We start from the raw sequence: 21,326 nt of genomic DNA, 5'->3' as shown, positions 1-21,326 counted from the left end.
AGGTCAGGCCGTGCCGGTCTGCACGCCGCGCCGGCCGGGTCACTGGCGCTGGCTCTCGCCGGCCAACGCCCCACGCGCGTCGGGCTCAGGTCGGAATTAGCGAGTTCGGTCCCGTGCAGGCGACATTAATGACCACGATGCCGCACTCGGTCCACCGCACTCCCAAGCTCATTCGGCAGGCCGATCCCGAGGTGTTCAAGCTGGGTTGCCTTGTGCGTGGTGGCGGCATGATCACGCAAGACGGCCAGCGCACAGATTTCGGCGTGGGGGACCTGATACTGTATGACACCTCCCGGCCCTATCTGGCCGAATTCACCCCGGATGTGCCAGTTAGTCAGCTGCTGCTCCTGCGCTTCCCGCGCTTGTTACTGCCGTTGCCCCCTTGGGAGTTGCGGCGCCTGAGCGCAGTTCGCATCCCTGGCGCCCAAGGTATCGGCGCGTTATCTTCACAATTCCTGCTGCACCTTGCCCGGCACATGGACGAACTCAGTCCGTTGGACGCCGCCCGGCTGTCCACCCTCACCATTGACGTGTTGACAGCGGCACTGGCCAACGCGCTGGACGTCCAAAGCGCGGTGCCCTCCCACACCCGACGGCGAGCGTTGATGGCTCAGATCCACGCCTTCGTCCGAGAGAATCTGGGCGATCCGCGCCTGACACCGGACGCGATTGCCGCAGCGCATCACATCTCGTTGCGATACCTGCACAAGCTGTTCCACGAGGAAGGGCACACGGTTGCCGGCTGGGTCCGCGAGCGTCGCCTGGAGCAGTGCCGACGCGACCTCGCCAACCCCCAACTAGGCGCGCGCCCGATCCACGCGATCGCCGCCCAGTGGGGGTTCACCAGCCCGGCGCACTTCAGCCAGGCGTTCCGCAGCGCCTACGGTCTTTCGCCACGCCAGTTCCGCGAGCAGTGCGCGAGAGTACGCGCAGACTAAAGACTTGTGCGCTTACCAGTAACGACAAACCTGGCTGCGGCCTGCACTCTTATCTTAAGAAATCCGCTCAGTCAGGGTTGAATCTGATCCCGGCTTACGGAAGAAGGTTCACTTGAGCGTGTTGCATCGATGCGTGTTTTCGCGATGAAAGGAGCGCGAGGAAGTACATCGATCACTTCATGCAGCCAGCAGCATCATCTAGGCCGCAGCGGCGGCTGACAGGAGACCATCGTGAAAATGTGGTGCAGAACGGCGTTTCGGATCTCGGCAGTGACCGCGATCCTCGGCGCACTCACCCTGTCTGGGACCGTGGCACAGGCAAGTCCGGGTGCCAGTTCCCGCCTGTCCCAACCCGAAACCACCGCGGTTTCGGAGCAGGCCAAGCCCGGCAGCGAGGACGTCGCCGCGCAGGTTTGCGGCTACTACGAAGACGCGGTAACGGCCTGGTACAACCACTGCGGGAACACCCATGTGCTCATCTACGTCGACGCGACGTGGCCCCGCGACGACTGGACCTGGTGCATCGGCCCGGGAACGTGGGACATCGGCGGCGCCAACGCCGTATCCAACGCCTGGTACTCGGGTCAAACTTGTTGAACCGCCAGCCAAGTGCTGCGCGATTCTCTACCTGCCTTCGGTGGTTGCGGATCAGGTCAGCGAGGCAAATGAGGGTGCGGTCGGACAGGGGAATCGCGGCAGGGTAGGACAACAGCGAGGCTTCCGGTTGGAGCATCGGATCTTGGGTCGACTGCTGTCTTGCCGGGAGCCTCGCCCTACGTCGATCCCTGCCCCCCACCCCACCGCCGTGACCAGCCCCGTCACGATGATGGAGGTGCCTGAACGCTTCGAAATGGAGCAGCACTTCAAGAATTCCGCTACCACGCCGCCCCGGAACGACGGCCAACCGCCCTCATGATCGAGGTGGAGGTCCGTGTCGACTCGAGGGATGCTGCCATCGTTGCGGTGTTAGCCTGCGCGGCGGCAGCACCGTGATCCTTCATACGAAAGGCGCTCGAAGAGCGCGGCGCGCAGGAATTATTGACGCGAAGTCGTTCAGGACCTGGCGGTCAGTCGCGGTCCGGGCGGGAAGCTGCCCTGTCCACTCTTCTGCCTGCTCGGAGCTGTGGCCGCTACCGATGAGCCATGGGCGGGCTGTCCGTTGTCCTGCCGGCGGCAGGACTGCCGTGCGCGCCTTGACAGGAAGGCGGAGCAGCAGGACAGTCGACATATCCATAGACGTTTAACTATCTACGGCGAGGTGTGCCATGCGGAAGTCGCTGACTGCTGTGGCCGCCATCGCTGTTGCCATGGTCGCGATGATGGCCGCGATCTCACACGCCAGTGCGGCGAACGCGGCGGCCGGGTGTCGGGTGAACTACGTCGTCACCAGCCAGTGGACCGGTGGCTTCCACGCCGACATCGCGGTCACCAACGTGGGTGACCTAGTCAACGGGTGGACGCTGCGGTTCGCGTTCCCTGCAGTCGACCAGCGGCTCACACAAACCTGGAGCGCCACCTGGGCCCAGGCGGGCCAGCAGGTCAGCGCGACCAATCTGGGCTGGAACGCGACCCTTGGCACCAATGGCTCCGCGAACATCGGTTTCGTTGGCGCCTGGTCGGGCAGCAACCCCATACCGGCGTCGTTCACGCTCAACGGCGTCACGTGCACCGGCGGCGTCCTGCCCAGCGTGACGCCGACCCGGACGACCACACCGCCGGTCGCCGACTGGCCGGCGATCGTCACCTGGCTCAGCCCGACCGCCGGCGCGGTGTACACCACGCAAGGAACCATCCCGCTGGCGGCGACCGCGACCGTGGGAGGCGGACACAGCATCACCTCGGTGTCGTTCCGGGTGGACGGCGTCACGGCGGCCCGGGGGGTGAGGACGACCGGTGACCGGTACGAGGCGCTGTGGACACCACCGATCGGGGAGCCCGGCACCAGCACCACCTTCGTGCTGTACGTCTCGGCCGGCACCGACCAGTCGCTGTCTGGCGCTGCGCCGCCGTTGCTGGTCACGGTCGTGACGCCGGCGTCCACCGGCACCAACCACCCGCCGGCGGTGGCGTTGAGCACCCCCGGCGGGCAGACCTACTTCCTCGAGCCGACGACCGTCACGCTGGTCGCCGACGTCGCCGACACCGACCCCGGGGACCTCGTCAGCCGGGTGGAGTTGTACCTCGGCGCAACCCGGCTGGCCGTGACGCCGACCAACAGCGGACAGCGCTACCAGTTCCAGACGGCCCTGTCGGCCGGCACGTCGTCCAGCTTCACCGTGCGGGTCCATGATTCCCACGGCGGCATCGGCATCTCGAACCCGCTGACCTTCACCATCCGTTAGCGCCTCGGCCCTCCGTTCGTCGAGGTCGCCCCGTTCCCGCAGCAACCCCGCCAGTTGCGGGCCACTTGGAGCGGCTGCCGGCCGTGCGGGACCGCTTGTTGTCCGCGGCAGATCAGGATACGGCTCGGACAGCCGAACAAACTTCTCGCTTGAAAGAGGGGATGAATAAGGCTGTAGCCACCACCCACGCCACCGGTTCGCCTCCATGCTTGGAGCACCCTGTGGGGCACCTCACAACTGTCGAGTGCCCTGTCAGGCCGGTATGGCGAGAGTGCGGTTGTACTCATCGCGGGTGATCGCATAGACGCGGGTCGGGCGGTTGCAGGAGGGGTCGATGGTTTCGCGGTCCAGCCGCATTCCGAGTTTCTGCATGACACGTTCAGATGCGTCGTTGCCGATCTGGTGGATGCTGAGGATCCGATCGAGTTCTCGATCGACGAACGCGAAGTGCAGCGCTGCGTGGGCGGCCTCGGTGGCGAAGCCTTGGCCCCAGTACGGTCTACCCAGCCGCCAACCGATCTCGACCGCGGGCATAACCTCGGGCAGGAAGGTTGGGATCGCCAAGCCGGCAAAACCCGCCAGTTCGCTGGTCTGGCGGACCTCGACCGCGAACAGCCCGAACCCGTGTTCGTCCCAGGCGCGTTCGCAGCCGGTGATTCCCGCCGCCGTGCGTTCTCGATCGGCAGGCGTCCCGTTGCCGATCCAGCGCATGACGTCCGGATCCGCGTTGATCGCCGTCATGGGCCTGATGTCGTCATCGCGCCAACGGCGCAGCACGAGTCGTGGAGTTTCGAGTCTCGCCATCGTCCTATCTTTCATGACCCGCACTATCGCCGTCGCTGCGGGCGGATCGGGCCTGGTTACCGCTCGACTCTGCCGGAGGTCCGCGGCTCAGGCTCAGTGTCCGGTTCGCTCAAATCGGTGAGGAGGCTGTGGATGCGTGCGACCAGCAATGCCCAGATGTTGTGGATGTTGAGGTCGACGAATGGGTGCTCTGGGTCGAGGCGGTGGACCAGGTGCCGAAGAAGGATTGAGCCGTGCCAGTCAGCGAGTGCTTCGGGCATGAAGCCAGTCGAGGCGTGCTGAGCCGAGGCGGTCGTTGACCATGCTGATGGCCGCCGCGGTCTCGCTGTACGGAAGTGGACGTGGCTCGGTCGCGCCTGGTAGGCAGGCGGTTGTGCGCATCGTTTCCCTGCTGCCGGCGGCCACGGACATCGTGGCCATGCTCGGCCTGACCGGGCACCTGGTTGGCCGTACCCACGAGTGTGACTGGCCGCCGGGGGCCCTGGCCGACGTCCCGGCGGTGACCGCGACGTCCCTGCCGGAGACCTTGACGAGCCGGGAGATCTCGGCGGCGATCGCCGGTGACGCGCACCGAGGCTCGTCGTTGTACCAGCTCGACGTCGCCATGCTGGAGGGCCTGAAGCCGGATCTGATCCTGACCCAGGATCTGTGCGACGTGTGTGCGGTCTCCTACGAGCGGGTCAACGACGCGGTTGGTCTGATCGATCTCGACACCAGGGTGATGTCCCTGGAGGCGCGGACCATCGACGGGATCCTGGACACTGTCGATGCCGTGGCCGCGCTGACCGGCACCGAAGGCCGGGCGGTGGAGATCCGAGCTGACGCCGAGCGTCGCCTCGCCGCGTTGCCGGGGCCGGTGCCCGGCGCGCCGACGGTGCTGTTCGTCGAGTGGCTCGACCCGTTGATGCCGGGCGGGCACTGGGTTCCGGAGCAGATCACCTACGCGGGTGGGCGGTCGCTGCTGCTCGGGCCGGGTGCGCACAGCACCCCGCACCCGTGGTCGGTGGTCGCCGACCTGGCCCCCGACGTGGTGGTGTTCGGGCCGTGCGGGTTCACGCCGGAGCGAACCGTCGACGAGCTGTCCGTGGCGACCGCGCAACCCGGCTGGGCGGACCTACCCGCGGTGCGTGCCGGGCAGGTGTGGGTGGTCGACGGGCCTGCCTACTTCAACCGCCCCGGCCCACGGGTCGTCGACGGCGCGGAGATCCTCGCCGCCATCCTCGCCGGCCGTCCCGACTCCCGCGCTCGGCGGGTGCCTCTCGACGTCGGCTGACGCTGTCGCGCCCGAGTGGCGGAGGCGGACCTCCGATGCAGATCGTCCGTTGCCCCCGGCATTCGCAACGCCCCGGAGCGAGGGTCAGGTGCGCGCCCCCGCCGTGCCGGCGAGGTCGACGATCCGGTCACTCCAGTGGTCCAGCAGGGTCTGGTCGTGGCTGATGACCAGCACCCCGGCCTGCCGGGTCCGCTGGTAGTCGCGGATGACGGCGGCGACGTGCGCCTGAGTGGAGGCGTCCAGCATCGCGGTGGCCTCGTCGCAGAGCAGGTAGTCCGGGCGGTGCGCCAGGGCCCGGGCGAGGCAGGCGCGTTGCAGTTGCCCGTCGGAGACGGCGTGTGGCCGTCGGCTGCGCAGGTCGGCGGTGAGGCCGACGAGGTCGGCGAGTTCGGCGACCCGTTCGCGGACCGCCGGCTCGGGCGTCCGGGTGGCGCGTAGCGGTTCGGCGATCAGGTCGGCGAGGCTCAGTCGGGGGTCGGCGGCGGCACGTGGGCTCTGGAAGAGGGCGGCGACGCGGGTCCGCAGGGCGACCGGTACGGCGTACCGGACGCCGTCGACCGGGGTGCCATCGATGCTGACCCGACCCTGATCGGGGCGGTGCAGCAGGGCAAGGACCCGAACCAGCGTCGACTTTCCGCAACCGGAGGGCCCGCGCAGTCCGACCGTCTCTCCGCGGCCGACCCGCACTGTGACGCCGTCGAGGACGACCTGGCGGCCGTAGGAGACGGTTACCTCGTCGGCGAGCAGGTGCTGCGCACTGGTCACGTGGTGGCTCCGGTGGGGATCGGGTGGTGGCACGCCACAGTGCCACCACCGGCGACCGGTGTCGGCTCTGGTCGGTCCGCGCAGGTGTCGGTGCGGCGCGGGCAGCGGGGCGCGAACGCGCAGCCGGGTGGCAGCGCGGTGAGCATCGGCGGGTCGCCCGGCACCGGCCGGAAGGCCCGGTCCGGCAGGGCGTCGAGCAACGCCGAGGCGTACGGGTGGGTCGGCGCGGTGAAGAGCTGGTCGGTGGCGCGGTGTTCCACGATGCGGCTGGCGTACATCACGGCGACGGTGTCGGCCACCCGTTGCGCGGCAGCCAGGTCGTGCGTGATGAGCACGACCGCCGAGCCGTTGTCGCAGCGACGTCTCAGCAGGTCGAGGGTGTGGTCGACCAGGGGCCGGTCCAGCCCGGTGGTGGGCTCGTCGGCGATGAGCAGCGACGGGTCGGGTGCCAGCGCGAGCGCGGTGACCAGACGCTGTGCCATGCCACCGGAGAGCTCGTGGGGGTAGCGGTCCAGGTCCGCCGGGTCGAGCCCGACATCGACAGCGAGCTGGTCGGCGTCGGCGCGGTCGCGGCCGTGCGCCCGCAGCGTCTCGGCGAGCAGTCGGCGTCCGGTGCGTACCGGGTTCAGGGCGGTGGCCGGGCTCTGCGGCACCAGCCCGACGCGGCGCCCGCGCACCCTGCGAGCCAGGTGGCGCTGACCGCAGGTGATCAGGTCGACCGGTTCGCTGTCCGGGTCGTGCAGGACGGCGTGGCCGGTGGTCGTGGCGTTGCCGGGTAGCAGGCCGAGCAGGGCGTGGGCCAGGACGGACTTGCCGCAGCCGGACTCGCCGACGATGGCCAGCAGCTCGCCGGCCCGTACGGTGAGACTGAGATTGCTGACCGCACGCACCGTCGTGTCGCGGAGCCGGAACTCGACGCCGAGGCCGTCCACTGTGAGCAGTGGCTGACCCGCGGCGGCGCGGGGAGACGCCGGGGCCGCAACGGAATCGGTGGTGGTCACAGGTGCAGCTCCGCTCGGATCCGGGGATCGAGGCGGTCGCGCCAGCGGGCGGCGAGGACCGCGATGGCGAGGGTGGCGACGACGATGACCGCGCCCGGTGCCAGGCTCGCCCACCAGGCACCGGTCAGCAGCGACCCCTGGCCGTCATTGATCATGTTGCCCAGTGAGGCGAGGTGCGGAGGCAGGCCGAGGCCGAGGAACGACAGGGCGGTCTCGTGCCACACCGCGTGCGGGATCATCAGGGTGGTGGCCAGCGCCAGCCGGGGCAGGACGTGCGGCAGCAGGTGCCGGGTGAGGACCCGGAGTCGGCCGGCCCCACCGCTGATGGCGGCGTCGATGAACGGTCGGGTCCGCAGGCTCAACAACTCGGATCGGACGATGCGGGCGGTGGAGAGCCAGTGGGTGAGCCCGACGGAGGCGATCACGGCACCGAGGCTGGGACGCAGCATGGCGACGATGAAGATGCCCAGCAGCAGGTGGGGCATCGCGGCGATGGTGTCCACGACCCGCATCAGGATCCGGTCCACCCGGCCGCCGAGCGTGCCGGCGATCCCGCCGACCACGCCCCCGAGAACCGTGGCCACGAGGGCGGCGACCGCGCCGACGAGCAACGAGACCCGCAGTCCGTAGACGGCCCGGTGTGCCACGTCGCGGCCCAGGTCGTCGGTGCCGGCGAGGTGGGTCCAGGACGGTGCCAACCGGGTCTGGTCCAGCGCGACCGCGCTCTGGTCGAGTGGCCAGACGAGCGGTGCGAGCAGCGAGCCGGCGACTGCCACCAGCAGGACCAGACCGGCGACGACGACACCGGTCTGGCCGGGTCGCAGCCGCAGCCGGGACCGGGCCAGGTGGAGCAGCGGCGGTCGGGTGACAAGGTCAGCCATCGAGTCGCACCCTCGGGTCGGCGGCGGCGTAGGCGAGGTCGGTCGTGAGGTTCGCGGCCAGCACCACGGCGGTGGTGACCAGCGTGATCGCCGCCAACAGCGGGAAGTCGCTGCCCAGCGCGGCGGCCACCGTGACGGCACCGAGGCCCGGCAGCGAGAAGACCGTCTCGACGAGCACCGCCCCGCCGACCAGCTCGGGCAGGTGGGTGCCGACCAGGGTGAGGAACGGCAGCAGCGCGGTCCGTAACGCGTGCCCGAACAGGACCGTCCGCCCGGGCAACCCGCGGGCCCGCGCCGCGAGCACGTGGTCGTCGCGCATGCTCTCCGCTACCGCGTCCCGAACGAACAGCACGAACCACGGCGCCTGGGAAACAGCCAGCACTCCGACCGGCAGGATCAGGTGGTGCGCCACGTCGCCCCAGGAGGTGCTGGTCGCCGTGACATCGGTGAGCCCGCCCGCCGGAAACCAGCCCAGGGCCAGCGCGAACACGGCGATCGCGGCCAGGCCCAGCCAGAACACCGGCATCGACTCGACCGCGTAGGCCGCCGCCCGCAAACAGCGGTCGAACAACCCACCCCGGCGGTACGCGGCCAGCGCGCCCAGCAGCAGACTGCCGACCAGGACCAGGGCGAGGGTCACCCCGATCAGCAACAGCGTCCAGCCGGCCCGGGCCGAGAGCACCGAGGCGACCGGCTCGTGACGACTCGTCGACCAGCCCAGGTCGCCCTGGACCAGATTGCCGATCCAGCGCAGGTACTGCACCGGCAGCGGGTCGTCGACACCCCAGTTGGCACGGATCTGCGCCAGGTTCTCCTCGCTGGCGGTGAAGGCCGCAGCACCCGCGTACTGCTTGGCGGGATCGACAGGCGAGGCGGCCCCCAGGGCGAACATCCCGATGCTCGTGGCGGCGAGCACGGGCACGGCGACCAGGAGGCGGCGTCGGACCACCGCCCCGGCCCCGGCCAGTCGGCCGGAGCGGGTCACGAGCGCGTCCAGGTGTTGATGTTCCACCAGATGCTGTTCGCCACCCCGTGCTCGTGCGCCTCGACCCGGGGGGCCGCGCCCTGGACGGAGGACTTCAGCACGTAGGTGTGCCGCAGGTAGGTGAGGAACAGCCACGGCACGTCGGCGGCCAACTGCTTCTGGAACTGCGCGTAGGCGGCCTTGCGGAGAGCCGGATCGATCTGGTCACGGCCCTCCTGCAGAGCGCGGTCCGTCACCTCGGAGCGGTACGAGCCAGGGTTGAAGTAGCCCTGCCCGGCGAACTGGGAGCTGAACAGCTTGTACGAGACGAAGTCCGGGTCGTACGGCGTGCCGTAGCCCATCAGCAGGGCGTCGGACTTCATTCGCGGGTCGATGGCGTCCCAGGTGAGCCCGGCCGGGGTGACCTCGATTCCGATCTTCTTCGCGTCGGCGGTGACGGCCAGGGCCAGGTCCTTGCGCAGGGTGTCGGTTGCCGGGTACATCAGTGTGAACCGGGCCGGCCGGCCGTCCTTGGCCCGCACCCCACCCGCACCGGGTTTCCAGCCGGCCGCGTCGAGCAGCGCGCTCGCCGCGGTCGCGTCGGCGGTCGGCGTGCCGACTGTCGATGGGTCGGCGAACTCGGAGGTCGGGGGGACCGGCCCGAACGCCGGCTCGCCAGCGCCACCGAGGATTCCGGAGACCATCGCGGCCCGGTCGACGGCGAGGTTGAGCGCCCGGCGGACCGCCGGGTCGGCGAGAACCGGGTTGCCCATCGGCAGCATCACGCCCCGGTAGTCGGCGGTCGGTACCCGCTGCACCCGGTACGCGGTGTCGGAGTCGAACCCGGAGGCGAGCTTCGGCGGCAGCTCGGCGGCGTCGAACTCGCCGGCCCGCATCCGCTGGGCGCGGACGTTGTCGTCGGCGACGAACGCCACCACGACCCGGTTGTTCGCCGGCCGGCCACCGAAGTAGCGCTCGTTCGCGGTGAGCACCAGCCGGTCACCCGGCGTCCAGGACTCGACCTTGTACGGCCCGGTCCCGATCGGCTTCCGGTTGAACCCGGTGGTGTTGATGTCCTGCCCGCTGAGCAGCTTCGACGGCACGATGCCGAGGGTGAGTCGCTGGAGGAACGGCGCGTACGGGTAGCGCAGCCGGAACACGACGGTGGCCGCGTCGGGCGCGGTCACCGACTCCACCATGTCCAGGTCGGAGCGGAGCGTGGAGTCCACAGTCGGGTCCAGCACCGCCTGGTAGGTGAAGGCGACGTCCGCCGCGCTCAGCGTGGTGCCGTCGTGGAACTGCACCCCGTCACGCAGCTTCGCGGTCACTGTGCGTCCGTCGGCGGACAGCTCCGGCAACGCCGTGGCCAGACCGGCGACGAGGCGGTTGTCGTCGTCCCGGCTGACGAGGCCGTCGAAGATCAGCGAGGCGCCGTCGACGCCGTAGTTGAGCACCGGGTTCAGCGCGTCCGGCTCGTCGGAGGTGGCGACGACAAGCGTCGCGCCGCCGGATGTGCCGTTGGGGATGGCCGGGGTCGAGCAGCCGGCGAGGACGAGCATCCCCGCCGCCGCGGTCGCCGCCACGAGGCGTCGGAGGGTCGGACGCATCCGGGTCACAGAGGGCTCCTGTGGTGTGGGGAGGAATCGGTGGTCGGGTGGGCGGAGTGCCGGAACAGTTGATCATCACGGTGGCACAGTTGCAAGCCTTTGGCAATTACCAAAGCCATGCATTATGTCGTTTCCGCACCTCACCCGACCAACCATCAGCCGGGCGGGTGGCCAGCGGTGGCGGCCGGCGGCGCCATAACCGTCCGTAGCGGTCCGCAGATGCCTCGAAAACCGACACTTTCCGTGTTCGTCACTTGACAAGCAGTGGTGAGAAGCGTGGTTAGGCTGCCCCCTGATGTGCGCGAAGCGAGCCGGGCTTCGCCGATTCCGGAGGTGCCACCACGATGGGCAGTCGAGTAGCACGTCCCACCAGACGTACCGGAATTCTCCTGTTGGCGGCGCTGAGCGCGCTGTTGCTGCTCGGGGTCGACGCGGTGCTGGGTCCGGTCGCGCCGGTCCGGGCCGGCAGCGTCGCCGCGACCGTCAGTGGCACCCTGACCGAACGGTCCGGCCGACCGGCCAGCCAGGTCAGAGTCACCCTCGCGCCGGACTCCGGCGCCGAGCATCCGACCTACTCGACCACCACGGACCGGGCCGGCCGGTGGCGGGTGTCCCGGGTGTCGGCCGGGCGCTACCGGATCACCAACCAACTGCCCGGCGTGTTCCGACCCCGCTACTACCCGAGCCGGCTCGGGTTCCCCTGGGGAGCTGTCACGGTGCCGACCCGTGGCAGGCTCGTCGTCGACGACGTGCTTCCTCCGGCCGGCCGGATCCGGTTCGTCGCGGCCGACGCGGCCACCGGCGCCGAGGTTCGGAACTTCTGTGTTCAGGACCCGCTGGAGCTCGGCCTCATCTGCACCAACGCCGCCGGGACCTTCCCGAACGGGTACGTCGACCTGGAGGTGCCGCCCGGCCACTACCGGTTCACCGGCGCCGCGAACGACGGCGTACACGAGGGCGGGATGGTCGAGGCGACCGCGGTCGCCGGGCGGGTGACCCACGCGACGCTGCCGGTCCAGCCGCCCGGCAACGAACTGCGCGTGACACTGCGGGACCGGGCGACCGGCGCACCGGTGCCCAACACGGGAATCATCGCCATCTCGGTGGACAAGCGGTTTCCCGACATCTATGACGCCAACGAGATCTCCGACGAGAACGGGGTGGTGCGGTTCCGGAGCCTCCACCCGGACCGGTACAACATCTGGGCCGGCGGCTCGGCCAACGGGCACGGCGCGCAGTGGGTCGGCCCGGAGGGTGGCACCGGCGACCGGGCCAAGGCACTGGTGGTCGAGCCAGGGCCCGGGATCACCACGCTGCCCGACATCCTGCTGGACCGGGCGGGGTCGATCACCGGGTCGATCACCGACGCGGTCACCGGCCAGCCGGTGTCGGTGACCGTCGCGCTGACGACCTACGATCCGTTCTGGTACGAGACCACCTGGAAGGTTCCCGGCGACGGCTCGTACACCTTCAGCGGGCTCGGCCCGTACGAGTGGTTGCTGGCGTTCATCCCACCGGGCAACGGCGGCGCCAACAGCGTCTACGCCACCCAGTGGTCCGGTGGGGCGCCGAACAGCGTCAAGGCGACCCGGATCAAGGTCGTCGCCGGCGGCACCACCGTGGCGAACGAGCGGATGAGCGCCGGCACTGCCGTCTCCGGCCAAGCCAACGGCCTCCCGGTGTACGGCTACAGCTACCCCGTCTACGTCTACAACGCCGACACCGGCGACATCGTCGCGGTCGACGAGAACGTCGAGGACGGCCGGTACGACGCCCGACTCCTGCCCGGCCAGCGGGTCCGGTTCTGCCTGCACCCCGACCGCTGCTACCCGGACTACGTAAGGCAGGTCGACGCGTCCGCCATCCGGGTGGGCACCTCGCCGTTCACCGTCGACTTTCCCGGCCGGCGGGGCTGAGCCGGGCCGTGCACCGGCGCCGCCCGCGCACCAAACCGTGAGCTAGGGTTCCGGGATGTTCCGCGCCGTCGTGTTGATCGCTGCCGTGGTGCTCGCCGCCGATCAGGCCACCAAGTTCTGGGCCGAGTCCGCGTTGTCCGACGGGCAGACCATCACGCTCCTCGGTGAGCTGCTGCAACTGCGCCTCGTCTACAACCCGGGCGCGGCCTTCTCGATCGGCTCCGCGTACACCTGGATCTTCGCGGTGTTCGCCGCGGCGGCGGTGGTCGCGGTGACGGTGGTGGCCCGGCGGGTCACGTCGCGTCCCTGGGCGGTGGCGTTGGGCCTGGTGCTCGGCGGTGCGACGACGCACCTGCTGGACCGACTCTTCCGCGAGCCGGGGTTCGCGCGGGGGCACGTGGTGGACTTCATCGACTACGCCGGGTTCTTCGTCGGCAACGTCGCCGACATCGCCCTGGTGGTCGGCGTGGGCATCGTCATGCTGCTCAACGTGCGCGGCGTCCCGCTGCGGGACCAGGCCGGACGAGACCCGCGAGCAGGTGTCGTCAGACTCCTGAGCTGACCAGTACGACCTCCAGGCGGCGCGGGCCGTGCACTCCCTCGACCCGGTTCAGCTCGATGTCGCTCGTCGCGGACGGGCCCGAGATCCAGGTCAGTGGCGCGCGTGGGTCCAGTCGGGCCAGCGCCTCCGGCAGCAGGCCGACGACCTGGTCGGTGCGGACGACACAGATGTGCCGGTCGGGCACCAGGGTGAGCGCGCGCCGCCCCTGCGTCGGGCCGGCGTCGAGGATGATGGTGCCCGTGTCGGCGACCGCCACGGCACAGCCGGTCAGGACCGCGTCCAGGCCGTCGAGCGCGGCCGGTGACAGCTGGGGCGCGTCGCGGTGCAGCTCTCCGGCGTAGCCGTCCAGCCAATGGGCGGGGGTGTCGGTGGGAACGGCGAGCCGGCCGACCTCGCCGAGCAGCCGGTGCAGGGCGTCGGTGCCACGGTGGACGACGGCCCGGTAGTCCTCCAGGCGGTCGACGAGGGTTTCGATCAGGTCGGGGTGGTCGCCGACCCGGCGATAGCGGCGGGGCACCTGCACCGGCGGCGGGCTGTCGGCCAGGGCCGTCCGGAGCCGCGCCAGGATCTCGTCACGTGCGCTCACTGTTTTCCCCACCATTCCCGGAAGGTCTGCGGCGCGGGCAGCGGCAGGTCACGCGACCGGGTCCACGCCGACGCGGGCCAGGGCAGTCGCCGCAGCGTGCGAGCGCCGGTGCGCCGCTGACGGTACGCCCCGAGCGGCCCCGCGCCGGCCCGGGCCAGGCGCAGGGCGGCGGCCCACCGTCGGGGGCTGCGCATCACCCAGGACAGGAGCCGCATGGTGGCCCGTTCGGCGGGTGGGTGCGGTGCCTGCTGGCGGAGGTGGACCAGGATCTCCGGAATGTTGATCTTCACGGGGCACACGTCGTAGCAGGCGCCGCAGAGGGTCGACGCGTACGGCAGTGAGGCGTTGTCGGCGACGCCGGTCAGCTGCGGCGACAGGATCGCGCCGATCGGGCCCGGGTACACCGAGCCGTACGCGTGCCCGCCGGCCCGTTCGTACACCGGGCAGACGTTGAGGCACGCGGAGCAGCGGATGCAGGACAGCGCCGGCCGCCCGACCGGGTCGGCGAGCACAGCGGAGCGGCCATTGTCGACGAGCACGACGTGCACGTCCTGCGGGCCGTCCCCGGGGGTGACGCCGGTCCACATCGAGGTGTACGGGTTCATCCGCTCACCGGTCGAGGACCGCGGCAGCAGTTGCAGGAAGACCTCCAGGTCGGTGAAGGTCGGCAGCAGCTTCTCGACGCCGACGACGCTGATCAGCGTCTCGGGGAGGGTGAGGCACATGCGGCCGTTGCCCTCGGACTCGACCACCACGAGGGTGCCGGTGTCGGCGACGGCGAAGTTCGCGCCGGAGACGGCGACCCGGGCCGAGAGGAAACGCCGTCGCAGGTGAGCGCGGGCCGCCTCGGCCAGCGCGGCCGGCTCGTCGCTCAGGTCGGGCGGCGCGTCGGCCATGCGACGTTCGAAGATCTCCCGGATCTGGGCCCGGTTGTAGTGGATCGCCGGCACCAGGATGTGCGAGGGGGTGTCCTCGCCGAGCTGCACGATCAGCTCGGCGAGGTCGGTCTCGTACGCGGCGATCCCGGCGGCCTCCAGCGCCTCGTTGAGCTCGATCTCCTGGGTCGCCATCGACTTGACCTTCACGACCTCGTCGGCCCCGGTGGCCCGGGTCAGCTCGACCACGATCCGGCACGCCTCGGCCGCGTCGCGGGCCCAGTGCACAGTGGCGCCGGCGGCGGTGACGGACGCCTCGAACTGCTCCAGCAACTCCGGCAACCGACGTTGGACGTCCGCCTTGATCGCCGAGCCGGCGTCGCGCAGAGCCTCCCAGTCGGGTACCTCGTCGACGACCCGGGCTCGCTTGGCCCGGATGGTGCGGGTGGCCCGGTGCAGGTTGGCCCGGAGTTGCGGGTCGGCGACGGCCGGCCTGGCGGCGGTGGGGAACGGCAGCGGCGTGCGGATCCGCCCGCCCCCGGTGGCGGGTGCGACCGGATGGCTCATGAGCTGGCTCCCGTCTCGGCGAGAATCTCGGCGTAGTGCACGGCCCGTACGCCTGAGCGGTGGCGGTCGAGACCGCCGCCGATGTGCGCCAGGCAGGAGTTGTCGGCCGCGGCGAGCACCCGTGCGCCGGTGTCGCGGACCCGGGCGCACTTGTCGGTGAGCATGGCGGTGGAGACGTCCGGGTTCTTCAGCGCGAACGTGCCGCCGAAGCCACAGCACTCCTCGGCGTCGCCCAGCTCGACCAGGTGGATGCCGCGCACCTGGCGCAGCAGAGTCAGGGGTCGGTCGCCGAGACGCAGCATCCGCAGGCCGTGGCAGGTCGGGTGGTAGGTGACCGTCTCCTTGAACTCGGCGCCGACGTCGGTGACGCCGAGAACGTCGACGAGCAACTCGGACAGCTCGTACGTGCGGGCGGCCACCGACGTGGCCGGCGCGTGCAGGCGCGGGTACTGGTCGCGGATCATCGCGGTGCACGACCCGGACGGCGCGACGATGGCGTCGTAGGAGTCGAAGACGTCGACGTAGTTGCGCACCAGAGGCATGGCCTCGGCCCGGTAACCCGTGTTGGCGTGCATCTGCCCGCAGCAGGTCTGGTCGGCGGGGAAGTCGACGGTATGGCCGAGTCGCCGCAGGATGCGGGTGACAGCGATGCCGGTGGCCGGGAACGCGAGGTCGTTGACGCAGGTGATGAAGAGGGCGATCCGCATGGCGGCTCCTCGGATCCGTGGGGGTGGGTCAGGCCGAGTCGCGCGGTGTCGCGGGGGTGGGGAGCCGGCCGAAGGCGGGCAGGTGGCGCTCCCGGGCGGCGCTGAGGTGGGCCCGCATCGCCTCGGTGGCGGCTGTCGCGTCGCCGGCGACGATGGCGGCGGCGATGCGCTGGTGCTCGGCGTTGGTGTCCGCTGCGCCGGCGACCGGGAAGTACAGCCGGTGCAGGTGCAGGTGTGAGTGCAGCCGCGTGATGGTGTCCCGCAGCAACGGGCTGCCGGAGACCTCGGCGATCAGGTCGTGGAACGTCGCGTCCAGTGCGGTGAAGGCGGCGTGGCGGCGATATCCGTCGCCGGCCTCCACGTCGATGCTCGCCGCCGCCTCGACGCTGATCCGTTGGCGCGCTTCGGCGGAGGCGTGGGTGGCGGCCCGCCCGGCGGTGGCGCCCTCCAGCAGTTGCCGGACGTCGAACAGGTCGTCGAACTCGGCACGGCTCAACAGTGGCGTCGTGGTGTAGCCGGAGAGTGGGCGTTTGCGGACCAGGCCGTCGGCCTCCAGCCTCGCGAGGGCCTCACGGACGGGGGTGGGGGAGACGTCGAGTTCCCGGGCGAGCGCGTCGATGTTGACCCGCTCGCCGGGCGGAAGGATGTGGTCCATGACCAGCGTCTTTATCGACTCGTAGACGTCCTCGGCGAGGGTGAGTCGACGGGCGGGGCGGAGTCGACCCTCGCGAGGTTCCTGCTGGGCCATCTCGTCTCCTCAGCGACCCCTTGACTGTGCCGGTGTGAGCGAGTACACACGAGCCGAACAACATCCTATAGGAAATTGGGTTCTTGGCGACCCAGGCAGTGGAGGTTGGTTCGTGAGATTCATGCGCGTCGGGCCGGTGGGACGGGAACGCCCCGTGCTGTACGTCGATGGGCGGCACTTCGACCTCTCGTCGCTCACCGTCGACATCGACGGCGAGTTCCTTGCCGGCGACGGCGTCCGGCGGGCCCGCGAGGCCACCGACCTGCCCGAGATCGACGTCACCGGGCAGCGGGTCGGCGCGCCGATCGCCCGGCCGGGTGTGGTGCTCTGCGTCGGGCAGAACTACGCCGCGCACGCCGCCGAGTCCGGTGCCGCGCCACCGACCGAGCCGATCATCTTCTACAAGGCGCCCAACACCGTCGTCGGCCCGTACGACGAGGTCCTGATCCCGCGCGGATCGACGAAGACCGACTGGGAGGTGGAGCTGGCGGTGGTGATCGGCCGAACGGCCCGCTACCTCGCCTCACCGGCCGACGCCCTCGGGCACATCGCCGGATACGTGCTGTCCAACGACGTCTCCGAGCGGGACTTCCAACTCGCGGTCTCCGGCGGCCAGTGGTCCAAGGGCAAGTCCTGTGAGACGTTCCAACCGCTCGGCCCGTGGCTGGTCACCGCCGACGAGATCGGCGACCCGCAGGCGCTGCGGCTGCGCTCCTGGGTCAACGGCGAGCCCCGCCAGGACTCCAGTATCAAGGACATGATCTTCGACGTGGCGTACGTGGTCTGGCACCTGTCCCAGTACACCGTCCTGGACCCGGGCGACGTCATCAACACGGGCACCCCGCAGGGAGTGGCGCTCTCCGGCCGCTTCCCGTACCTGGCCGTCGGCGATGTGATGGAGATCGAGATCGACGGCCTCGGTCGGCAGCGCAACACGCTCCGGGACGCCTGATGCGGTGTGACGGTCTCGTGGCGGTGGTGACCGGAGGTGCATCGGGGATCGGCCTCGCCTGCGTGCGGGCGTTCGTCGCCGCCGGCGCCCGGGTGGGTGTCCTGGACCTGGAACTGTCCGGGCTGCCCGAGGCCCCCGGGGTGCTCGGCGTCCAGGCGGACGTGGCCGACCGGTCCTCCCTCACCGCGGCCGTCGCCTCGGTCGCGGAGACGTTCGGCGGCATCGACATCCTGGTGAACAACGCCGCCATCTCGGCCGTGGGCACTGTGGAGGAGAACGACGACGAGCAGTGGAGCCGGGTACTCGACGTCAACGTCTCCGGCGTGGCCCGAACCAGCGCCGTCGCCCTGCCGTACCTGCGCCGGTCGTCCTCCGCGGCGATCGTCAACATCTCCTCGATCGCCGCGACCACCGGTCTGCCCAAACGCGCCCTCTACTCGGCGTCGAAGGGTGCCGTGCACGCCCTCACCCTCGCCATGGCCGCCGACCTGGTGACGGAGGGCGTCCGGGTCAACTGTGTCGCCCCCGGCACCGTCGACACGCCCTGGGTGGCCCGCCTGCTCGCCGGTGCGGCCGACCCGACGGCGGAGAAGCGACAGTTGGCCGCCCGCCAGCCGACCGGCCGACTGGTGACCGCCGACGAGGTGGCCGCCACCGTCGTCTACCTGGCCTCGCCCGCGACCAGGTCGGTGACCGGTTCGTCGCTGCCGGTGGACGGCGGCATGTCCGGTCTGCGCCTGCCCGCCCCGGTCCCGCCCGTGGCCAATCCTGCCGAATCGGGCGCGTGACATGATTGCGGCATGGGGAAACAGCAGGACGTCGGCGAGGCCGACCGTCACAGCGCGTCCGGCACCACCGCCCACCGTCCGATCGGTGGCAGCGCTGACGCTCGGCTCGCCCTCGCTCAGGACCCCACAACGCCACAAATGACCCTCATCGACCTGGCATCCGACCCGTCGGTCCTGGTCCGCAAGGCGGTCGCCTCTCGGGCCGACGCACCCGCGCAGGCCCTGCGACCGCTCACCCGCGACCAAGATCGTCAGGTCCGGGAGGCCGTGGCGAGGAACTCCTCCACGTCGATCGCCAACCTCATGCGCCTGGTCAAGGACGCCGACCGGTGGGTCCGCTGGGCCGTCGCCAGCAATCCGGCCTGTGACGAGTCGATCCGCCAGGTCATGTCGAAGACCTCGGACAAGGAGCTTCGCGGGCTCCTCGCGGAAAGTCGTCAACTGGAGCCGGAGCTGGCCGCCAAGCTGATCGAGGACGTGTCACCCGAGGTACGGGAACGACTCGGCACGCACACCCACGACCCCGACGTGATCGACGCCCTGCTGGCCGATCGCACGGCACGCGTACGCAAGGGGGTTGCCCGCAACCCGCGGACCACCGCCGCGCAGCGCAGCGCGCTCGCCGCGGACCCGGTGGTCGATGTCCGCGCCGCGCTGGTGCGGGCCGTCGAACTGAGCGAGGCGGACCTCGCCCGCCTGGTCGACGACCGCGCGGTGCAGGTCCGACTGGCGATGGCGACGTCCGAGTTCGTTCCGCCGCACATCCGGGAGACGCTTACCCGCGACGCCGACGAGATGGTGGCCAGCGCGGCACGGGACTACCGCCCGGGGTCGGGCAACGCCTCCGCCGTGCGGGCGCCCCGCATCGCGCACCGGCCCTCCGCCGGTGCGGGCCGATCGGGTGGCGGCACCGCCCGGTAGGACCGCGTTGGCGCGTCACGCTCTAATCAAGATCAGGTGATGAAAAGTAGTGTCCAGGAACCTTCCTGACCTATTTTTCATCACCTGATCATCGTGCTCCGGCATGGGAAGTGCAGCCAGGTACTCATTTACAGCTTCGTCGCGATCGCCGCGGCCCACTCTCCGCGTCGACCCTCGGGAGGATGACGTCCGCTCACTCCAGTGATGAGTTGTCGCATCCGCGCCCGTCATACCTGCGACAGGACATGACGAGGCGGAAGGATGACGTGATGAGTGCGGACACGCGGCTGCAGGAGCTGGGCGTGAGTGGTCTGGGCGAGGTCGACGAGCCGGCGTTCTCGGGGCTGGCGCAGCGGCACCGGCGGGAACTGCACGTGCACTGCTACCGGATGCTCGGCTCGTTCGAGGACGCCGAGGACACCGTGCAGGAGACGTTCCTGCGTGCCTGGCGGCGGCGGGAGACCTTCGAGGGGCGGTCGACGTTCCGGGCCTGGCTGTACCGGATCGCCACCAACGCCTGCCTGGACCTGCTCGCCAAGCGCCGCCCGGCGCCGGCCAACGGCGGCGAGGTGCTGTGGTTGCAGCCCTACCCGGACCGGTTGCTCGACGAGCTGCCCGCTGGCGACGTGGACGAGCCGGAGACCGTCGCCGTGGCGCGGGAGACGATCGAGCTGGCGTACCTGGTCGCGGTCCAGCACCTCGCGCCGCGTCCACGGGCCGTGCTGATCCTGCGGGACGTGCTCGGCTGGCCCGCCAGGGACGTCGCGGAGCTGCTCGGGGACTCGGTCAACTCGGTCAACAGTGCCTTGCAGCGGGCTCGCGCCGGCATGCGGGAGCACCTGCCCGCCGAGCGGCAGGACTGGACCGGCGGCGACGAGGACGCCGGCACGCGCGAGCTGGTGCGGCGCTTCACCGACGCCAGCGTGGCCACGAACGTCGACGCGCTCGCAGCCATGCTGCGAGACGACGTCCGCTACTCGATGCCGCCCACACCGGGCCTGTACGTCGGCCGCGACGCGGTGGTGAACAGCTGGGTCGAGGACGGCTTCGATGGCATGAAGGGCCTGCGTGCGGTCCCCACCTCGGTGAACCGCCAGCCCGCCGTCGCCTTCTACCACTGGCGGGAGCAGGAGGGCGCGTACCTGCCGTTGACGATCGACGTCCTGCGCATCACCGGCGGCGCGATCACCGAGGTCTTCATCTTCCACGACGACCAGTTCCCGCGGCTCGGGCTGCCGGAACGCCTGCCGGCGGACGGCACGGAGTAGTCCCGGTGCGGACGCTCACGCTGCACGGCGGCACGCGCGCCGAGGTGGTCGCGGCGGAGTGGCACGACGCGTTCGGCGTGGTCACCAGCGGGCGCGTGCAGTTGGAGCTGCGCGATGGTGAGCCCGGGCCGGTCCTCGGACGCGATGCCGGCTTCTGGCTGCGCGGCACCGGCGTCCGTGCGCTGTGCAACCCCGACCGTCGCACCGCGCGAGTGCGTGTCTTCACGCCCGGTGCCGTCACACGTCAGTCAACACATCCGGTACGACAGCCTCCGTCTGAAGGAGACAACATGAACAGCATGAAGGACACCGGGATCGCCGCCGGCCCGGCATCGGGCCCACCCCGCTACACCCACCGATTCCGTGGGCTCGCCGGCACCGGCGTGATCGCGACGCTCGCGGCGATGGTGATCACCACCCTCGCCGCCGCGTTGGCCCGGGCCGCCGGCGTCGACTTCGAGATCCCCGATGGTGGCGAGACGATTCCGTTGTCCGGGATCGCCGTGGTGACCGGCTTCTTCTCGGTGGTGGGTGTCGTCATCGCCGTGGCGCTGTTCCGGTGGAGTGCTCGGCCCGCCGACCGGTTCGTGTGGACGGCGGTGGCCCTGACCGTGATCTCGCTGGTCCCGCCCCTCATCTCCGGAGCGAACGCGGCCACCGTCACCGCCCTTGCCGGGCTGCACGTCGTCGCTGCGGCGGTGATGATCCCGGTCCTGACCCGGAGCCTTCGCGCCCGGACCGACTGAACGTTGCTGCCTCCGATGAGCGCCATGGCTCTCGCCGTGCTGGTCGGCGCGGCTCTCCTCACCTTCTACACGGTGGTGTTCGACGAGGCGTGGTGGAAGGTGCTGCTGCGCTTCG

At 70.4% G+C, this 21,326-nt stretch carries 21 protein-coding genes and 2 pseudogenes; 11 read left to right on the top strand and 12 right to left on the bottom strand.

Going from position 1 to position 21,326, the window contains the following annotated elements; genetic code table 11:
- The first annotated feature begins 128 nt into the window (after positions 1 to 128).
- On the top strand, positions 129 to 938 hold the full coding sequence (locus ABZ749_RS07715; protein ID WP_357224038.1) for a helix-turn-helix domain-containing protein: 810 nt from the start codon (positions 129 to 131) through the stop codon (positions 936 to 938).
- Between the two features lie 270 nt (positions 939 to 1,208).
- Positions 1,209 to 1,535, top strand: a complete 327-nt coding sequence (locus tag ABZ749_RS07710; RefSeq protein ID WP_355006211.1) for a DUF6355 family natural product biosynthesis protein — start codon at positions 1,209 to 1,211, stop codon at positions 1,533 to 1,535.
- A gap of 31 nt (positions 1,536 to 1,566) precedes the next feature.
- On the opposite strand, the pseudogene ABZ749_RS07705 reads toward ABZ749_RS07710, so the two are convergent.
- Positions 1,567 to 1,650 (bottom strand): annotated as a pseudogene (locus ABZ749_RS07705) (IS5/IS1182 family transposase); the annotation flags it as partial.
- A 553-nt stretch (positions 1,651 to 2,203) separates the two neighbouring features.
- On the opposite strand from ABZ749_RS07705, the gene ABZ749_RS07700 reads away from it, so the two are divergent.
- A complete protein-coding gene (locus ABZ749_RS07700) occupies positions 2,204 to 3,280 on the top strand; it encodes a cellulose binding domain-containing protein (protein ID WP_357224036.1) in 1,077 nt (358 codons plus the stop codon).
- A 252-nt stretch (positions 3,281 to 3,532) separates the two neighbouring features.
- Here ABZ749_RS07700 and ABZ749_RS07695 read toward each other — a convergent pair whose 3' ends face one another.
- Together ABZ749_RS07695 and ABZ749_RS07690 are read right to left on the bottom strand one after the other, a co-directional pair.
- A complete protein-coding gene (locus ABZ749_RS07695; RefSeq protein WP_357224034.1) occupies positions 3,533 to 4,084 on the bottom strand; it encodes a GNAT family N-acetyltransferase in 552 nt (183 codons plus the stop codon).
- 143 nt (positions 4,085 to 4,227) lie between these two features.
- Positions 4,228 to 4,347 (bottom strand): annotated as a pseudogene (locus ABZ749_RS07690) (transcriptional regulator); the annotation flags it as partial.
- A 110-nt stretch (positions 4,348 to 4,457) separates the two neighbouring features.
- Between ABZ749_RS07690 and ABZ749_RS07685 the strand changes: the two are divergent.
- The gene (locus ABZ749_RS07685; protein ID WP_357224031.1) at positions 4,458 to 5,357 is read left to right on the top strand and encodes an ABC transporter substrate-binding protein; all 900 of its coding nucleotides are present in this window, start codon (positions 4,458 to 4,460) and stop codon (positions 5,355 to 5,357) included.
- 84 nt (positions 5,358 to 5,441) lie between these two features.
- Here the strand turns inward: ABZ749_RS07685 and ABZ749_RS07680 are convergent, their stop codons facing one another.
- The 5 genes from ABZ749_RS07680 to ABZ749_RS07660 are packed head-to-tail and all read right to left on the bottom strand — an operon-like array spanning position 5,442 to position 10,575.
- Complete coding sequence (locus ABZ749_RS07680; RefSeq protein WP_357224028.1) at positions 5,442 to 6,122, bottom strand: ATP-binding cassette domain-containing protein; 681 nt, start codon at positions 6,120 to 6,122, stop codon at positions 5,442 to 5,444.
- Complete coding sequence (locus tag ABZ749_RS07675; protein ID WP_357224025.1) at positions 6,119 to 7,123, bottom strand: ABC transporter ATP-binding protein; 1,005 nt, start codon at positions 7,121 to 7,123, stop codon at positions 6,119 to 6,121. Before ABZ749_RS07675 ends, ABZ749_RS07680 begins: the two co-directional genes overlap by 4 nt.
- Positions 7,120 to 8,004, bottom strand: coding sequence for an ABC transporter permease (locus ABZ749_RS07670; protein ID WP_357224022.1), 885 nt, complete (start codon positions 8,002 to 8,004; stop codon positions 7,120 to 7,122). The genes ABZ749_RS07675 and ABZ749_RS07670 overlap by 4 nt, the downstream gene beginning before the upstream one ends.
- Positions 7,997 to 9,016 carry an ABC transporter permease gene (locus ABZ749_RS07665; RefSeq protein ID WP_357224019.1) on the bottom strand — a complete coding sequence of 340 codons (1,020 nt, stop codon included), beginning with the start codon at positions 9,014 to 9,016 and terminating at the stop codon, positions 7,997 to 7,999. The genes ABZ749_RS07670 and ABZ749_RS07665 overlap by 8 nt, the downstream gene beginning before the upstream one ends.
- On the bottom strand, positions 8,986 to 10,575 hold the full coding sequence (locus ABZ749_RS07660) for an ABC transporter substrate-binding protein (protein WP_357224041.1): 1,590 nt from the start codon (positions 10,573 to 10,575) through the stop codon (positions 8,986 to 8,988). The genes ABZ749_RS07665 and ABZ749_RS07660 overlap by 31 nt, the downstream gene beginning before the upstream one ends.
- A gap of 344 nt (positions 10,576 to 10,919) precedes the next feature.
- On the opposite strand from ABZ749_RS07660, the gene ABZ749_RS07655 reads away from it, so the two are divergent.
- Both ABZ749_RS07655 and ABZ749_RS07650 read left to right on the top strand, forming a co-directional pair.
- A complete protein-coding gene (locus ABZ749_RS07655) occupies positions 10,920 to 12,491 on the top strand; it encodes a carboxypeptidase-like regulatory domain-containing protein (protein WP_357224017.1) in 1,572 nt (523 codons plus the stop codon).
- Between the two features lie 55 nt (positions 12,492 to 12,546).
- Positions 12,547 to 13,053 carry a signal peptidase II gene (locus ABZ749_RS07650; protein WP_357224013.1) on the top strand — a complete coding sequence of 169 codons (507 nt, stop codon included), beginning with the start codon at positions 12,547 to 12,549 and terminating at the stop codon, positions 13,051 to 13,053.
- Here the strand turns inward: ABZ749_RS07650 and ABZ749_RS07645 are convergent.
- Genes ABZ749_RS07645 through ABZ749_RS07630 form a run of 4 tightly spaced genes read right to left on the bottom strand, consistent with a single transcriptional unit; the run spans position 13,037 to position 16,536 of the window.
- Positions 13,037 to 13,639 carry an LUD domain-containing protein gene (locus ABZ749_RS07645; protein WP_357224010.1) on the bottom strand — a complete coding sequence of 201 codons (603 nt, stop codon included), beginning with the start codon at positions 13,637 to 13,639 and terminating at the stop codon, positions 13,037 to 13,039. The genes ABZ749_RS07650 and ABZ749_RS07645 overlap by 17 nt on opposite strands.
- A complete protein-coding gene (locus tag ABZ749_RS07640; protein WP_355006197.1) occupies positions 13,636 to 15,081 on the bottom strand; it encodes a LutB/LldF family L-lactate oxidation iron-sulfur protein in 1,446 nt (481 codons plus the stop codon). The genes ABZ749_RS07645 and ABZ749_RS07640 overlap by 4 nt, the downstream gene beginning before the upstream one ends.
- Positions 15,078 to 15,788 carry a (Fe-S)-binding protein gene (locus tag ABZ749_RS07635; protein WP_357224008.1) on the bottom strand — a complete coding sequence of 237 codons (711 nt, stop codon included), beginning with the start codon at positions 15,786 to 15,788 and terminating at the stop codon, positions 15,078 to 15,080. Before ABZ749_RS07635 ends, ABZ749_RS07640 begins: the two co-directional genes overlap by 4 nt.
- Before the next feature lie 28 nt (positions 15,789 to 15,816).
- A complete protein-coding gene (locus ABZ749_RS07630) occupies positions 15,817 to 16,536 on the bottom strand; it encodes a GntR family transcriptional regulator (RefSeq protein ID WP_357224005.1) in 720 nt (239 codons plus the stop codon).
- A gap of 112 nt (positions 16,537 to 16,648) precedes the next feature.
- Here ABZ749_RS07630 and ABZ749_RS07625 point away from each other — a divergent pair, with 112 nt between their 5' ends.
- The 5 genes from ABZ749_RS07625 to ABZ749_RS07605 all read left to right on the top strand — a co-directional run bounded on the left by ABZ749_RS07625 (position 16,649) and on the right by ABZ749_RS07605 (position 21,211).
- A complete protein-coding gene (locus ABZ749_RS07625; protein WP_357224002.1) occupies positions 16,649 to 17,488 on the top strand; it encodes a fumarylacetoacetate hydrolase family protein in 840 nt (279 codons plus the stop codon).
- The gene (locus ABZ749_RS07620) at positions 17,488 to 18,276 is read left to right on the top strand and encodes an SDR family oxidoreductase (protein WP_357223999.1); all 789 of its coding nucleotides are present in this window, start codon (positions 17,488 to 17,490) and stop codon (positions 18,274 to 18,276) included. Before ABZ749_RS07625 ends, ABZ749_RS07620 begins: the two co-directional genes overlap by 1 nt.
- A gap of 12 nt (positions 18,277 to 18,288) precedes the next feature.
- The gene (locus tag ABZ749_RS07615; protein ID WP_357223997.1) at positions 18,289 to 19,197 is read left to right on the top strand and encodes a hypothetical protein; all 909 of its coding nucleotides are present in this window, start codon (positions 18,289 to 18,291) and stop codon (positions 19,195 to 19,197) included.
- Positions 19,198 to 19,466: 269 nt separating this feature from the next.
- Positions 19,467 to 20,465, top strand: coding sequence for an RNA polymerase subunit sigma-70 (locus ABZ749_RS07610; protein ID WP_357223995.1), 999 nt, complete (start codon positions 19,467 to 19,469; stop codon positions 20,463 to 20,465).
- A gap of 5 nt (positions 20,466 to 20,470) precedes the next feature.
- Positions 20,471 to 21,211: a DUF6069 family protein gene (locus tag ABZ749_RS07605; RefSeq protein ID WP_357223992.1), complete on the top strand. Its 741-nt coding sequence runs from the start codon at positions 20,471 to 20,473 to the stop codon at positions 21,209 to 21,211.
- Positions 21,212 to 21,326 lie beyond the last annotated feature (115 nt).

Source organism: Micromonospora sp. NPDC047753 (genome assembly GCF_040642735.1).
GTDB lineage: Bacteria > Actinomycetota > Actinomycetes > Mycobacteriales > Micromonosporaceae > Micromonospora.
Note: the sequence above shows the minus strand (reverse complement) of the source record. Positions and strands in the feature narration are given on the sequence as shown.